The sequence below is a fragment of the Sediminicola arcticus genome, assembly GCF_040566695.1.
GTDB classification, from domain to species: Bacteria; Bacteroidota; Bacteroidia; order Flavobacteriales; family Flavobacteriaceae; genus Sediminicola; species Sediminicola arcticus.
Map to the genome: position 1 here is coordinate 411,176 of NZ_JBEXAE010000001.1, position 14,023 is coordinate 425,198.

Annotated in this window: 13 protein-coding genes and 1 pseudogene; 11 read left to right on the plus strand and 3 right to left on the minus strand. The window is 37.4% G+C overall.

Annotated features, from left to right (window positions below; genetic code table 11):
* The 10 genes from ABXZ36_RS01840 to ABXZ36_RS01885 all read left to right on the plus strand — a co-directional run bounded on the left by ABXZ36_RS01840 (window position 1) and on the right by ABXZ36_RS01885 (window position 10,882).
* Window positions 1-1,041, plus strand: coding sequence for a VWA domain-containing protein (locus ABXZ36_RS01840; RefSeq protein WP_354613757.1), 1,041 nt, complete (start codon window positions 1-3; stop codon window positions 1,039-1,041).
* Window positions 1,034-1,906 carry a tetratricopeptide repeat protein gene (locus ABXZ36_RS01845; RefSeq protein ID WP_435602041.1) on the plus strand — a complete coding sequence of 291 codons (873 nt, stop codon included), beginning with the start codon at window positions 1,034-1,036 and terminating at the stop codon, window positions 1,904-1,906. Before ABXZ36_RS01840 ends, ABXZ36_RS01845 begins: the two co-directional genes overlap by 8 nt.
* Window positions 1,906-3,693 (plus strand): BatD family protein, encoded by a 1,788-nt coding sequence (locus ABXZ36_RS01850; RefSeq protein ID WP_354613759.1) that lies wholly within the window; start codon window positions 1,906-1,908, stop codon window positions 3,691-3,693. Before ABXZ36_RS01845 ends, ABXZ36_RS01850 begins: the two co-directional genes overlap by 1 nt.
* A 3-nt stretch (window positions 3,694-3,696) precedes the next feature.
* Window positions 3,697-4,455: a tetratricopeptide repeat protein gene (locus ABXZ36_RS01855; RefSeq protein ID WP_354613760.1), complete on the plus strand. Its 759-nt coding sequence runs from the start codon at window positions 3,697-3,699 to the stop codon at window positions 4,453-4,455.
* Between the two features lie 51 nt (window positions 4,456-4,506).
* Complete coding sequence (locus tag ABXZ36_RS01860; RefSeq protein WP_354613761.1) at window positions 4,507-4,815, plus strand: hypothetical protein; 309 nt, start codon at window positions 4,507-4,509, stop codon at window positions 4,813-4,815.
* Window positions 4,816-4,884: 69 nt separating this feature from the next.
* Complete coding sequence (locus ABXZ36_RS01865) at window positions 4,885-6,462, plus strand: SulP family inorganic anion transporter (protein WP_354613762.1); 1,578 nt, start codon at window positions 4,885-4,887, stop codon at window positions 6,460-6,462.
* Between the two features lie 19 nt (window positions 6,463-6,481).
* Window positions 6,482-7,120 carry a carbonate dehydratase gene (gene can / locus ABXZ36_RS01870; RefSeq protein ID WP_354613763.1) on the plus strand — a complete coding sequence of 213 codons (639 nt, stop codon included), beginning with the start codon at window positions 6,482-6,484 and terminating at the stop codon, window positions 7,118-7,120.
* Between the two features lie 212 nt (window positions 7,121-7,332).
* Complete coding sequence (locus ABXZ36_RS01875) at window positions 7,333-9,198, plus strand: SulP family inorganic anion transporter (RefSeq protein WP_354613764.1); 1,866 nt, start codon at window positions 7,333-7,335, stop codon at window positions 9,196-9,198.
* Between the two features lie 211 nt (window positions 9,199-9,409).
* Window positions 9,410-10,429, plus strand: a complete 1,020-nt coding sequence (gene pheS / locus ABXZ36_RS01880) for a phenylalanine--tRNA ligase subunit alpha (protein ID WP_354614132.1) — start codon at window positions 9,410-9,412, stop codon at window positions 10,427-10,429.
* 57 nt (window positions 10,430-10,486) lie between these two features.
* Window positions 10,487-10,882 carry a hypothetical protein gene (locus ABXZ36_RS01885; protein ID WP_354613765.1) on the plus strand — a complete coding sequence of 132 codons (396 nt, stop codon included), beginning with the start codon at window positions 10,487-10,489 and terminating at the stop codon, window positions 10,880-10,882.
* A gap of 27 nt (window positions 10,883-10,909) precedes the next feature.
* Here ABXZ36_RS01885 and ABXZ36_RS01890 read toward each other — a convergent pair.
* The 3 genes and pseudogenes from ABXZ36_RS01890 to ABXZ36_RS01900 form a co-directional block, all read right to left on the minus strand.
* Window positions 10,910-11,383, minus strand: a pseudogene (locus tag ABXZ36_RS01890) (YciI family protein).
* Complete coding sequence (locus tag ABXZ36_RS01895; protein WP_354613766.1) at window positions 11,371-11,844, minus strand: CYTH domain-containing protein; 474 nt, start codon at window positions 11,842-11,844, stop codon at window positions 11,371-11,373. The pseudogene ABXZ36_RS01890 and the gene ABXZ36_RS01895 overlap by 13 nt, the downstream one beginning before the upstream one ends.
* 17 nt (window positions 11,845-11,861) lie before the next feature.
* Complete coding sequence (locus ABXZ36_RS01900; protein ID WP_354613767.1) at window positions 11,862-12,530, minus strand: Rossmann-fold NAD(P)-binding domain-containing protein; 669 nt, start codon at window positions 12,528-12,530, stop codon at window positions 11,862-11,864.
* Between the two features lie 298 nt (window positions 12,531-12,828).
* Between ABXZ36_RS01900 and ABXZ36_RS01905 the strand changes: the two genes are divergently transcribed.
* On the plus strand, window positions 12,829-14,022 hold the full coding sequence (locus ABXZ36_RS01905) for a pyridoxal phosphate-dependent aminotransferase (protein WP_354613768.1): 1,194 nt from the start codon (window positions 12,829-12,831) through the stop codon (window positions 14,020-14,022).
* Window position 14,023 lies beyond the last annotated feature (1 nt).

The window sequence follows — 14,023 nt, forward strand, 5'->3', positions numbered from 1 at the left end:
ATGGTCCAATTAGACGAAAAAATATATTTTTATCTGTTTCTCATTATACCCGTAATGATAGTCATTTTTGTGGCCCTACAAATATGGAAAAAAAGGACACAACGGAAATTTGCTGATTTGACACTATTAAAAAGGATAACTCCTAATAGCTCTAATTTTAAGTCTACGTTAAAACTTATTATTCTTCTATTTGGACTTTCATTTTTGATTATAGGCCTTGTCAATCCCAAAATAGGCACAAAATTGGAAACTGTAAAAAGAGAGGGCGTAGATATTGTTTTTGCGCTCGATGTTTCTAAAAGTATGTTAGCAGAGGACATTGCTCCCAATAGGTTGGAAAAGGCGAAGCGATTGGTATCTGAAATCATTAATCAATTGGGCAGTGACCGTATAGGAATTATAGCTTATGCCGGACAGGCTTTCCCACAATTACCGATTACTACGGATTATGGTGCTGCCAAAATGTTCTTACAGAGCATGAATACCGATATGCTATCCTCTCAAGGTACCGCAATTAACGAGGCTATAAATTTGGCGACCACGTATTATGACGATGAACAACAGACCAATAGAATTTTGTTTATCATCTCCGATGGAGAAGACCATTCCGAGGGTATCACCATAGATGCCGTGGATAAAGCCGTTGAAGAGGGAATACGTATTTTCACTGTTGGCGTAGGACAGGCCAAAGGTGCCCCAATACCCATTAAAAGAAATGGCGTTGTCCAGAGTTTAAAAAAGGACGCCCAAGGCGAGGTGGTGATTACAAAATTGAATGAAGAAATTCTTAAGGAGATTGCTAACGAAGGAAATGGAGAGTATATTAACGGGTCAAATACCGATGAAGCAGTAGAATTCATTAAACAGCAACTGAACCAAATAGACAAAACAGAATTTGAAGCCAAGCAATTTGCAGAGTATAAAGATCAATTCCAATGGTTTTTAGGAGTAGGCCTTTTCTTTCTGTTCATGGATATTTTCTTATTGGAAAGAAAAACCAAATGGTTAAAAAAATTAAACTTATTTAATGAAGATGCCTAAGATGAAAATAACATTTCTTATTCTATTGATAGGGTGCTCGGCCTTAGGCCAAGTAAAGGACAAAGAACAAGAGAAAGAACAAGAGAAAGCGCTCCGTACTTCAAAGAATTTAACTTGGGAGGCGAACCAAGAACTTGCTCAAAATGAATTTGTAAACGCGGAAGCTAATTATAGGAAGGCAATAGCCAAAAGTGATAAAAATACTGTTGCTCCTTATAATTTAGGAAACGCCTATTACCAAAAAGAAACTTATAAGGAAGCTTTTTCGAGATTTAAGGAAGCTGGGGAAATGGCAACGGACAAAAAAGAAAAACACAGTGCCTATCACAATATGGGTAATGTTTTTATGAAAAACAAAGAATATGAAAAAGCCGTTGAAGCTTATAAACAGGCCTTGCGAAACAACCCCAACGACGAAGAGACCCGCTACAATCTTGCTCTTGCAAAAGAAATGTTGAAAAAACAACAAGACGAAGACAAGAAGAACGACAAAAATCAGGATAAGAAAGACGAAGAGAATAAGCAGGACGACAAAAAAGACGGAGAAAACAATAAGGATAACAAAGGGGACCAAAAGGACGATAAAAATAAAGACAAAGGAGACGAGGGGGATAAAGGAGACCAGAAGCAGGAAGAAAATAAAAAGGGTGAAGGGGATAAAAAGGAAGAAAATAAAAACAAGCCAGAGCAGGGAAAAGACCCTAGCGAACAAAAAGAACAACAGCAACCACGTCCCAATCAACTTTCACCCCAACAGGTAAAAAACCTTTTGGAAGCCATGCAAAATGAAGAAAAAAAAGTGAAAGAAAAAATAGATGCACAAAAGGCAAAAGGTGTAAAAGTGAAAAATGAAAAAGATTGGTAATGAACATATCTGTTAAACATTTTGTGGCATTGGTCACACTCTTGTTTTTTGCCTTACTTTCGAAGGCACAGGATTCTGATGCCATTACTTTTGAGGCCAAACTCAGCAAAGATCAATTGGGTATTAATGAGCGTCTAAGGATAGATTTTTCCATGAACAAAGACGGTGATAATTTTAACCCTCCCAATTTTGACGGTTTTAACGTTGTCATGGGTCCGTCCCAGTCTATTAAATCTTCTTGGGTGAATGGAGTTCGTAGTTATTCCAAAACATATTCCTATATCCTCATGCCTACTGCAAGAGGAAAATTCACCATCAACCAAGCTACTATTATTATAGATGGCAAAACCTATAAATCCCTTACGCAAGAGGTAGAGATAACTGCAGCTGTTGAACGCCCCGGAGAGGAAGCTAGCGCTGATGCTGTGGCAGATGATAACTTACATTTGGTTGCAGAAGTTTCCAAATCAGGTCCTTATTTAAATGAGGCCATAAGTGTGGTCTATAAACTTTATGTAAGTCCATCTATAAACGTCTCTAACTTCAGGGCATTGGACAACCCAAAATACAACGATTTTTGGAGCCAAGAGATGCCGGTAACGAAGTACTCTGTCCAAAATGGACTGTATGAAGGAAAATCGTACCGCTATGTTATTTTAAAACGTGTGGTGCTATATCCACAAAAAACCGGCGAATTAGAGATAGAGCCATTATCCCTTGAGGTGACTGTAGATGTACCCACTAATAAACGCGATTTTTTTGGTGGCAAAGTATACACCTCTACCAACATAACGGTTTCTGCAGGCCAGAGAAATATTAATGTAAAAGAGCTTCCAACGGAAGGTAAACCAGAAAATTTTGGTGGGGCTGTGGGAAAATTTAATTTTTCCGTTACCACAACTAAAACACAATTAAATGCCTCAGAATCACTTCAGGCCAAGGTAGAAGTTAGTGGGAAAGGTAATTTGAAGTTGTTTCAGTTGCCCGAGTTAAGTCTCCCAAGTGCCCTGGAAGTATACGAGCCAGAGTTCAATGAAGGGATACGTACTACAACAGAGGGTATGGAAGGAACGGTGAGCAACAACTATACTATTGTGCCTTCATTTAAGGGGAAATATCCAATTCCTGGTATAACGTTTAGTTATTTTGATCCGGAAACGGAAAAATATAGAAGTTTAAATTCTACTGAAATTATGGTAAATGTCATTGAAGGCCCAAATAGTGGCTCTGCCAACACCTCCAATCCCTCCTCTTATAGCAGCCAGAAAAGCGTTGTAACAGCAAGTGACCAGTTTCATTTTATTAAAACTAGGGCTCATTTAAAGGCCATAACTACAGAATCTTTCTTTGGATCCTCCTCTTTTTACATGTGGTTCCTACTTCCAATGTTACTGATTCCTATAGCTATTATATTTGGTAAAAAAAGAGAGGCTATTGGAAGCGACCTAGCTGGAAGGAGAATCAAAAAAGCTAATAAATTGGCAAGAAAATATCTATCTGCTGCTAAAAAGACCTTAGGCAACAAAGATGCATTTTACATTGCACTTGAAAAAGCACTGCACAATTACCTCAAGGCAAAATTAAAAATCGAAACTTCTGAATTCAGTAAGGATAAGATTGAAGAACTTTTGGCCCAAAAACAAATTGAGAAAGGTTCTATACAAGATTTTATTTCCCTATTAAAAAATTGTGAACTTGCACGTTATAGTCCCTTTTCTGAAGTCCAGATGCAAGAAGATTATAACAAGGCCAGCGAGGTTATATCACAAATGGATAAACAGCTATAAGCCATGAGAAAGATTATTTTTCTGATTATTACGATGATTTCTTTTTGGGGAGTGGCGCAAAACAATGTGATATTTGATGAGGCCACCAAATCCTACAATGCAGGAAAGTACAATGAGTCCATTGAAAATTATAAGAAGATCATTGATAATGGGGAACATTCCGCGGCACTATACTTTAACTTAGGCAATGCCTATTACAAGCTTAATAAAATTGCACCCAGCATTTATTATTACGAAAAATCACTCTTGCTAGATCCATCAGACAATGAAGTAAAGAACAATTTAGCCTTTGCAAGGAACATGACCTTGGATGCTATAGAGCAAATGCCTGAAACTGGTTTTAGTCGTATTTTTAGTAGTATTACTGAATTTCTATCTTTCGACCAATGGGCCATTACAGCTATAGTTTTTATGTTGCTCTTTGTTCTTGGATATATTGCCTTTTATTACCTGAGCTATTCCTCTCAAAAGAGAGCAGCATTTATTATTAGCATAGTTGCTCTAATTATTTCGGTGTTTGCCGTACTCATTGCGTACCTAGAATTTGGAAGTTATAGGTCTGAACAGCCCGCAATTGTTTTTGATAATGAGGTAATCGTAAAATCTGAGCCCAACAGCAGAAGCCAAGAAACTTTTAGAATCCACGAGGGGACAAAAGTATTTGTCTTGGACACCTTGAGCGATTGGAACAAGATAAAACTGGCAGATGGCAAAACTGGTTGGCTTCCTACAAAAAATATTAAATTCCTAAAAGATTTTTAAAAAATATTTAACACTTTATGTATTTGATACTTTTATATTTGTGATATAGATATGATTCAGATCAAATATATTATTCAAGTCTCCATGCTAAGCCTATGGTTTTTTGCCTGTATTGGGCAACCCATCATTACCATTATTAATGACGGACAGTCCCTAGTGAGCAATACTATAAATGAGGAAGAACAAAAAGAACAGCAGGTTAAGAAAAATAGTGAAGAAGAAAAAATTATTTCCAAAAGCCTAACAGATTATATCTTTGGCTCCGATATAATAGAAAGGCCTAACACTGACAATTATACACTGGCCTACTCCGATTGTTTTAGACAAATAGTACTACCGCCCCCAGAATATTCAATTTAGTTACACATTAATTTTATGTAATAACGAATCTTTCTCCAACATTGATTGGGGTAACAACTCTTTTATTTTATGTTTAAAAATTTAAAGCACGACCTCCCTGCTAGTGTCGTCGTATTTTTTGTGGCTTTACCCTTATGTTTGGGTATCGCTTTAGCAAGTGGAGCTCCTTTATTTTCAGGAATAATTGCTGGAATTGTGGGTGGTATAGTCGTTGGAGGTATAAGCGGTTCATCCTTAGGGGTGAGTGGTCCAGCTGCAGGTTTGGCCGTAATTGTTTTATCCGCTATTACTACCCTCGGAAGCTATGAGAATTTTTTAGTCGCTGTGGTTATCGGGGGAGCAATACAAATAGTATTAGGTGTATTAAAAGCTGGTATTATTGGTTACTATTTTCCTTCGGCAGTTATTAAGGGAATGCTAACCGCAATTGGAATAATCATTCTTTTAAAACAAATTCCCCATGCTTTTGGATATGATTCTGATTACGAGGGTGATCTAGATTTCTTTCAAGCCGATGGAGATAACACATTATCCGCGTTAGGACATATGTTAGAATTTATATCCCCTGGTGCCATTATTGTGGCTTCAACTTCTTTACTAATATTACTATTTTGGGAAAAAGTACTTTCTAAGAAACATGCTATATTCTCTATCATACCTGGACCTTTGGCAGCAGTTGTGTTTGGAATAATTTATCAAATGAGTTTGCCAACTACCTCAACTTATGCCATTTCGGCTAAGCATTTAGTTCGCGTCCCAATTCCAGAAAATATTTCTATGTTTTTGGGTCAGTTCACTTTTCCCAACTTTGGAGCCGCATTAAATCCGGAGGTATGGATTGCGGGAGTTACTATTGCAATTGTGGCCAGTTTGGAAACCCTTCTTTCTGTGGAAGCTGCCGATAAATTAGATCCAGAAAAAAAAACAACCCCTACCAACCGTGAGCTTTATGCGCAGGGAATAGGAAACATTGTTTCGGGACTTATTGGAGGGCTACCTATCACGCAAGTTATTGTAAGAAGTTCGGCCAATGTTCAATCTGGTGGAAAAACAAAATTGTCTACTATAATTCATGGTGGGTTTCTATTGCTTGCCGTTGTATTAATTCCTACATTACTCAATAAAATACCGTTGGCCGTTTTAGCCGCTGTATTAATCATTGTTGGTTATAAATTGGCAAAGCCAGCATTGTTCAAACAAATGTATTTTTTGGGCAAAACACAATTTATCCCCTTTGTTGTTACAGTGATAGGAGTTGTGTTTACTGACTTATTAATGGGAATTGGTCTTGGTCTTGCTGTTGGAATTACCACTATTCTGATTCAAAACTACAAGAACTCACACTTTCTGCATATCCTAGAAAGTAATGAAGAAGGTCATCGGGTTCAAATGACACTAGCCGAGGAGATTTCGTTCTTGAACAAAGGAGCAATATTAAGGGAGCTAAATAACCTTCCAAATAATACCACTTTGGAATTAGATGTTCGGAAAACAGTTCGTTTACATTATGACATCATTGAAATCCTAGATGAATTTGCCTTTAAATCTAAAAGTAAGGGTATTAAAATTAAATTAATTTCTAACCGTGGTGAAGTAGAAAATCCTGATAGTTTCAAGGATTATTTCGGAGCAGTAACAACATCTTAATCACATCAAAAAAAGATTTATGAGCAAAGATTTTTATAAAAGTCTGATCGAAAAAAATAAAGAATGGGTAAAGAGCAAATTGGATTTGGACCCGGAATTCTTCCAAAAACTCTCAAAAGGTCAAAGTCCACCATTACTATGGATTGGATGTGCGGATAGTCGTGTTCCGGCCAATGAAATAATAGGAGCTCAACCGGGAGAGGTATTTGTTCACAGAAATATTGCCAATATGGTTTTGCACACAGATATGAACATGTTAAGTGTGTTAGATTATGCAGTAAATGTTTTAAAGGTACAACACGTCATTGTATGCGGGCATTATGGCTGTGGAGGGGTAAAAGCCGCCATGGGCAACCAGTCTATAGGACTTATTGACAACTGGGTAAGACACATCAAAGATGTATACCGCCTTCATAAAAAGGAACTAGATGCCATAAAAGATGAAACTAAACGCTTTGACCAGTTTGTTGAGTTCAATGTAAAAGAGCAGGTATTTGATCTTGCAAAAACTTCCATTGTCCAAAATGCTTGGAGCAAAGGTCAAAAATTAGATCTGCATGGGTGGGTCTATGGCCTAAGTACTGGAATTGTAAACGATCTTGGGGTCACTATACAAAATGATTCACAGTTGGAAACAGTATACCAACTTAACTTTTAAACGAAGAAGTTTAATTTAGATAAAAAAGGACCAAGGAATAGCTTGGTCCTTTTTTATTTGCATTCTAGAAATTTTACCGTTAATGAACAGATAAGTCTGCCAATCCTTGTTATAATACATAAATACAAAGCGCTACTATTTATTTTTTTATGCATTAATTGCTTATATTAACACTACCTTTTAAAACTATTTTTTTTTCTAAAAATCAAGGCATGACTAAGCTATTTTCCAATTTCAAAGGCGACCTTTTTGGTGGCATCACAGCGGGAATTGTTGCGCTTCCGTTGGCTCTGGCCTTTGGGGTGAGCTCGGGATTGGGTCCTAGTGCTGGGTTGTACGGTGCTATTTTTATTGGTTTTTTCGCTGCCATTTTTGGAGGTACAAGTACACAAATATCAGGACCGACGGCACCAATGACAGCTGTGAGCATGATAGTCGTTGCCGGGATTGTTGCTATCAATGATGGAAACTTGGAAAAGGCATTACCAGCAATTTTAACGGTTTTTCTTTTGGCTGGACTCATGCAGGTAGGCTTGGGACTTTTAGGACTAGGAAAATACATCAAATATATTCCCTACCCAGTTGTTTCAGGGTTTATGACCGCAATTGGGGTTATCATATTATTAACGCAAATATTACCCTCCATGGGGTACTATCCAAAGGAGGATTTGGAATTTGTTAAAGGTTTTAAGGCAGAAGCTGAAGAACTAATTTTAGAGAATATCCTTAAAGAAGAGGCGGGAGAAGGTATTTTGGTGCTGGAAAACTTTAAAGAGACTATTGGGCGTGCAGAGACTATTTCTGATATTGATATCATGGAAGAGGCCAAAACTCTAGCAGCCAAGGAAGCTTCTGGTGTATTAGGTGCCATAAAAGTATTCCCAAATGCCTTGAGAAATATAAATTGGCTAGAAGTCTTGTTGGCACTATCTACCATAATTATCATATACGGTTTTAAACGTATCACTACCACCATACCCAGTACTCTTGTTGCCCTATTGGTGGTTTCTGGAGTTGCCTATGGTTTTGGAATCGACTATCGCCCTATTGAAAAAATACCTAGTGGAATGCCCTTGCCCAACTTTGGGATATTTACCAATTTTAAGTTGGGATCCATAACCCCTTATATTTTCACCGCATTTACCCTGGCCTTGCTAGGAGCAATAGATTCCCTTTTGACCTCAGTAGTAGCAGATAACATGACAAAGACCAAACACCAACCCAATAAAGAGTTGGTAGGTCAAGGAGTAGGCAATAGTATAGCTGCGATTTTTGGAGGTATTCCAGGAGCCGGGGCCACCATTAGGACTGTAGTAAATATTAATGCTGGAGGAAAAACAAAGCTCTCCGGAATGATTGCAGGCCTACTATTATTAGTCATCCTTTTAGCTCTGGGTCCAGTAGCCTCCCAAATACCTGCTGCTGTATTGGCAGGAATATTGGTGACCGTTGGTATTGGCGTTATGGATTACAAAGGACTAAAAGCTATACCTAGCTTACCGAAAGATTTAAAAATAGGGCCTGTAAAATTGAGTTCTGAGGTGATGGTAATGCTTATTGTACTTGTGTTGTCCACTTTTTGGAACTTGGTTTACGCCGTAGGTATTGGTTTAATTATAGCCTCCCTGATGTTTATGAAAAAGATGGGAGATCTTACAGCAGAACGATCCAACGTTAAAACACTATTAAAAGAAAAAGCTTGGGCAGATGAAGATGATTTCCCAAAGGAATTATTGGAAAAAGTATTCATCAAACATATCAAAGGTCCATTATTCTTTGGTTCTACGAGTGATTTTCAACAATTAGCAAAACAAATTCCAAGTACAGCCTCATCAGTCATCATTAGAATGGGCCGCATGCAGTACATGGACCAATCTGGTCTCTATGCTATGGAAGATGTGCTAGTTGAACTAAAGAGGCAAAATATAAATGTCCTCTTTGTCAATGTGCTTAAACAGCCAAGGTACATGATGGAACGTATTGATATTATACCCGACCTAATCCCTAAAGAGCACATTTTCAATTCTTTTAATAAATGTGTTGCATATGTGAAAAACAGCACCCACAGTAAGAAATAAACAAACTTGCTTAAATATTCTATTTGTACTGTAATAAAAGTTTTAAATTTGCCAGCCCAAGCAAGTGCTATGCCTTGGGAATTTTTAGAAAATAAATTACAATCACTTATTGCAATGTGTCCAGTACAATCATTTAAAAAAATAGAGCGAACGAACACTTTTGCAATCGGTAATGGGAGACCAAAAACCTCCAGAAGCCATTAGAGAGACCATGATAGACCAGTTGAAACAACATATTACGGAAGTGGAAAATTTTTCTTCCGACAACCTGGAGGCCATTGAAGCTTTCAGAATCCAATATTTAGGAAAAAAGGGTATTCTGAACCATTTCTTTGCAGCGTTCAAAAATGTACCCAATGATCAGAAAAAAGAATTCGGACAAGTTTTGAACCAACTTAAAAATGCAGCTACAGACAAAGTTAACGCCTTAAAATACTTTCTAGAAAACAGCGTAACGGAAACGGGAATATACGGTGACCTTACAAGACCTGGAAATCCTATTGAGCTAGGTGCAAGACATCCCATCTCTATTGTTAAAAATCAAATTATAGACATATTTTCTAGAATTGGATTTAACGTTTCAGAAGGCCCTGAAATAGAGGATGATTGGCATAATTTCACTGCCTTGAACCTGCCTGAATATCATCCTGCAAGAGATATGCAGGACACGTTTTTTGTGCAGACCAATCCCGATATTTTATTACGTACTCATACCTCTTCGGTACAGGTTCGTTATATGGAAAACAACCAACCCCCCATAAGGACCATTTCTCCGGGTAGGGTGTATAGGAACGAGGCCATATCTGCACGTTCCCATTGTTTCTTTCACCAGGTAGAAGGACTTTATATTGACAAAAACGTCTCCTTTGCCGACTTAAAACAAACACTACAATTCTTTACCACAGAACTTTTTGGAAAATCAAAAATACGACTAAGACCTTCCTATTTCCCTTTTACTGAGCCCAGTGCAGAGGTAGATGTATACTGGGGACTGGAAACAGAAACCGATTATAAGATGACCAAAGGAACGGGTTGGTTGGAAATAATGGGATGTGGAATGGTAGATCCAAATGTCCTGAAAAATTGTGGAATTGATCCTAACGAGTATTCCGGATTTGCCTTTGGGATGGGTATTGATAGGATTGCCCTTTTGTTACACCAAATTTCAGATATCCGCTTGCTAAGTGAAAATGATATTCGATTCTTGGAGCAATTTAAAAGCACCTTCTAACCACCAGAAATAATTATTTTTTAAATCCTTTTTCGAATTAATTCACATCGCCAATCGATGAAAAAAGACATTGAGATCCCTATTGCCAAAGAAGTTTTTGTAGCTATTGTACATGAATGGAACGATGATTTTCTCTCCAAAGACTGGAACGCTTATGTCATAAATAATAGAAACACGCCTATAGATATGGTTCTCATCGTTTCCAAGGGATATGATAAAGATAAGAAAACTTCAACCATGAGACACGGTAAAGGCCTAGTTGGCGCTAAATCATATGAAAAAATAGAAATGGTCCAAGAGGATGTACTAGCTCTGGACAATGAATTTTTTGTAACATTTTTTGCCAACGATGTCTTATACGAACGACGGTTTCTCTTTGAGAAAAATACGGTGAACGAACAAAACCTCATCACTATTCCCCTTATTGATAAAGAAGGGGTTTTAGCAAAGTAATTATCTAAGGGGGAATCCTTTTGCTGCCTACCAAGGATGTAATTCTATTTCTAATCTCCCTGCAGATACCATTGGATCCAGATTAGCAAGACTATCGGCCATTTGAAGCGTTGGCACATTATAGATGGTTATTCCACGTATATCTCCCTCATCTCCAAAAGGACCTGAGATATCTGCATATCCCAATTCGTACATTCTACCTAAATGGTTCAAATATAATTTCTGCAAAATGTCTGCCTCCTTTTCACTTTGGCCCCTATTGGGTCCAGTCTTTAAAAACGCAATAAAGTATTGCTGCATCAATATGGTATCCTTGGATTTTTCGTCTATATTATCAAAGATTTAAAATCCCTTAGCCTCCAATTCCATTTTAATTTGGGACATAGTTGGTTTACCTGTGCCGATTTCATTTTTCACTGGGAACGAGGGTTTATTCCGGTCTTTACAAGAAACCACAAACACCATTAAGAACAATACTACCCATAGTTTTAGTGTTGCCATTTTTTATATGGATTTTTGCTCAATTGTGCATTGTAATATTTGGACTGCCCTGTAACCTCAACCCCTAACCAAGAAGGTCTTTCAAAACTTTCATCCTCATGTTTCAATTCAATCTCTGCCACTATTAGTCCTTCATTTTCGCCAAAAAACTCGTCCACTTCCCAAAGATGCTCTCCTACTCGTATCTCATACCTCATTTTATCAATTGACCCAGGCTCTGCCAATTTAAATAAGGCTTCCGCCTCGTTAACTGGAATTTGTCTTTCCCATTCGAAACGGGTGGTGCCTTTTTCATTACCATTCCCTTTAATGGTTAAAAAACCTTGGTCTCCTTTGATTCTTATCCTGACGGTACGAAAAGGATCGGTATTTAAAAACCCCTGTACAATTCTATTATTCTTTTGAGACTCCTTTTTGTAATCAACTGAGACCACTAAATATTTACGTTCTATTTCTATCATGCATACTATCTAAACTACTATTTACCAGCTATCTTTTGGATCCCGTCTGATTCAATTCTAATTGTATCATGATCATGGTTGGCCAACCAGACCATGGCTTTGGCAATGTTCTTTGGCGCTATAGATCGGTACTTTTGCAATGGACCTACTAGTAATAGGTTGAACAGTCCAAACAATTGTTTAAAAACCCATTCCCCAACCCTTTTTTCCTCTCTTTTGCCTCCTATTAGGGAAGGCTGCAAAATGTGTGCTTTAGGAATAGTACACTTCAACACATCCTCTTCCATTTCGCCTTTTATACGATTATAAAAAATCCCACTATTTGCATTAGCCCCAAGGGCAGAAATCACGATAAATGTAGGGATACTATTTTGTTTACAAAGTTTTGCTGCACTAAGAGGAATCCCATAATCGATCTTCTTATAAGTCTCTTTATTTGGAGTCTTGGCTTTCGTTGTTCCAATACAACAAAAAACCTCATCTGCCTTAAATTTTTCGGAATGTGCTTCCAATGTAAGGAGGTCTATTAAATTTTCTTCCAACTTAGGATGTGTAAAACCTATAGTGGATCTTGAAAAAATAATTACCTTTTTATAGTAATTCATACCTAGGAGGATATTGAGTAAAAATCCTCCGGTTAAACCTGTAGCGCCCAAAATTATAGCTGTTTTATCCTTTGTTTCCATCTAGATAAATATAGCTTAATTATCAACTACTTTAAGAATAATAAGGTCTTCAAATGGTATTTCCCGTTTTTAAAAGCATCTAAAAAATACAATCATATTCCTTATTTTGCCGCTTATATAAGGTGCTATATTTGCAAAATAGCCCCCTTTTTTAGGGGTTTAAATTTCATATTGATAATTTATTGCCCTATGAAAATATTAATATTATATTTTAATTGTCTGATTTTTATGATATTGGCATTGGATTTTATTCGGTTTGATGTTAAATTAGAAAAATAGATAACTTAAAGTGTATATCATGGAAGCAAAAAAAATAAACCGTAGAAAATGGCTGCAAACAGGCTTACTTACCGCTGGTGGAATTACCCTATTTCCTCATATTGGATTTGCAGAAACCGCAAAAACTAAGCTAACACTTGATGCGAAAGGCAATATCCTTTATAGTCCATTTTTCAAAGAATATATAGCCACTGATTTTGCTGATGAAGATGCTTTATTGGCTAAATTAAATGCCAATGAAAATCCCTATGGGCCCGCACCAAAAGCCATAGAAGCTTTGAAAAACGTAGCCAATAAAGGAAATAGATATGCATGGAAAGAGCTATTTCAATTAATGGACAAGATTGCATTAAAAGAAGGAGTGGAAACAAAGAATATAATGATGGGCCCTGGTTCATCAGATCTTTTGGAGAAAATCGCTATGGTACTGTTTATGAATGGAGGCAATGTCGTTTCTGCTGACCCCTCCTATATGTCCCTTATCAAGGTTGCAGAAGCCACTGGCGCAAGCTGGAAAGCTGTTCCATTAAAAAAAGACTGGTCTCACGATCTAAAAGCTATGGAAGCTGCTATTGACAGAGACACTAAATTAGTCTACATCTGTAATCCTAACAATCCCACGGGAAGTATAACCGATACGAAAGAATTATTAGATTTCTGCTCAAGAGTTTCGGAAAAAGTGCCCGTTTTTGTGGATGAAGCATATCTAGATTTTTTAGAGGATGGTGCCAAACAGAGTATGGTTTCCCTTGTTAATGAAGGAAAGGATGTAATCATTGCACGAACATTTTCAAAAATTTACGGAATGGCCGGACTCCGTGTAGGCTATATCCTAGCCCAAGAGAATACTTTAGAAAAAATACAGCAAATTACAAGGGGTGGTATGGGTATAGCCTATACATCTATTTATGCTGCCATGGCAAGTATTGATGATACAGCGTTCCAAGACATGTCCAGGATCAAAAATGCAGCGGCTCGTGAATATGTATACAGTAGCTTGGATAAGCTAGGATATGAATATGTTCCGTCTTCTACCAGTTTTATAATTTTCCCAATTGAAATGGATGGAAAACTATTCTTGGAAAAAATGTTGGAGAAAAAGGTTGGTGTACGTGCATTTGATTTTATGGGCAAAAACTGGTGCAGGGTTAGTATGGGCACCATGGAAGAAATGAGAATTTTTTCAGCAGCCATAACTGATGTTCTTGCCTAAC

Excerpts from the sequence above, each read along its gene's own strand:
- ABXZ36_RS01840 (WP_354613757.1), top strand. The coding sequence starts at position 1 with ATGGTCCAATTAGACGAAAAAATATATTTTTATCTGTTTCTCATTATA.
- ABXZ36_RS01845 (WP_435602041.1), top strand. The coding sequence starts at position 1,034 with ATGCCTAAGATGAAAATAACATTTCTTATTCTATTGATAGGGTGCTCG.
- ABXZ36_RS01850 (WP_354613759.1), top strand. The coding sequence starts at position 1,906 with ATGAACATATCTGTTAAACATTTTGTGGCATTGGTCACACTCTTGTTT.
- ABXZ36_RS01855 (WP_354613760.1), top strand. The coding sequence starts at position 3,697 with ATGAGAAAGATTATTTTTCTGATTATTACGATGATTTCTTTTTGGGGA.
- ABXZ36_RS01860 (WP_354613761.1), top strand. The coding sequence starts at position 4,507 with ATGATTCAGATCAAATATATTATTCAAGTCTCCATGCTAAGCCTATGG.
- ABXZ36_RS01865 (WP_354613762.1), top strand. The coding sequence starts at position 4,885 with ATGTTTAAAAATTTAAAGCACGACCTCCCTGCTAGTGTCGTCGTATTT.
- can (WP_354613763.1), top strand. The coding sequence starts at position 6,482 with ATGAGCAAAGATTTTTATAAAAGTCTGATCGAAAAAAATAAAGAATGG.
- ABXZ36_RS01875 (WP_354613764.1), top strand. The coding sequence starts at position 7,333 with ATGACTAAGCTATTTTCCAATTTCAAAGGCGACCTTTTTGGTGGCATC.
- pheS (WP_354614132.1), top strand. The coding sequence starts at position 9,410 with ATGATAGACCAGTTGAAACAACATATTACGGAAGTGGAAAATTTTTCT.
- ABXZ36_RS01885 (WP_354613765.1), top strand. The coding sequence starts at position 10,487 with ATGAAAAAAGACATTGAGATCCCTATTGCCAAAGAAGTTTTTGTAGCT.
- ABXZ36_RS01895 (WP_354613766.1), bottom strand. The coding sequence starts at position 11,844 with ATGATAGAAATAGAACGTAAATATTTAGTGGTCTCAGTTGATTACAAA.
- ABXZ36_RS01900 (WP_354613767.1), bottom strand. The coding sequence starts at position 12,530 with ATGGAAACAAAGGATAAAACAGCTATAATTTTGGGCGCTACAGGTTTA.
- ABXZ36_RS01905 (WP_354613768.1), top strand. The coding sequence starts at position 12,829 with ATGGAAGCAAAAAAAATAAACCGTAGAAAATGGCTGCAAACAGGCTTA.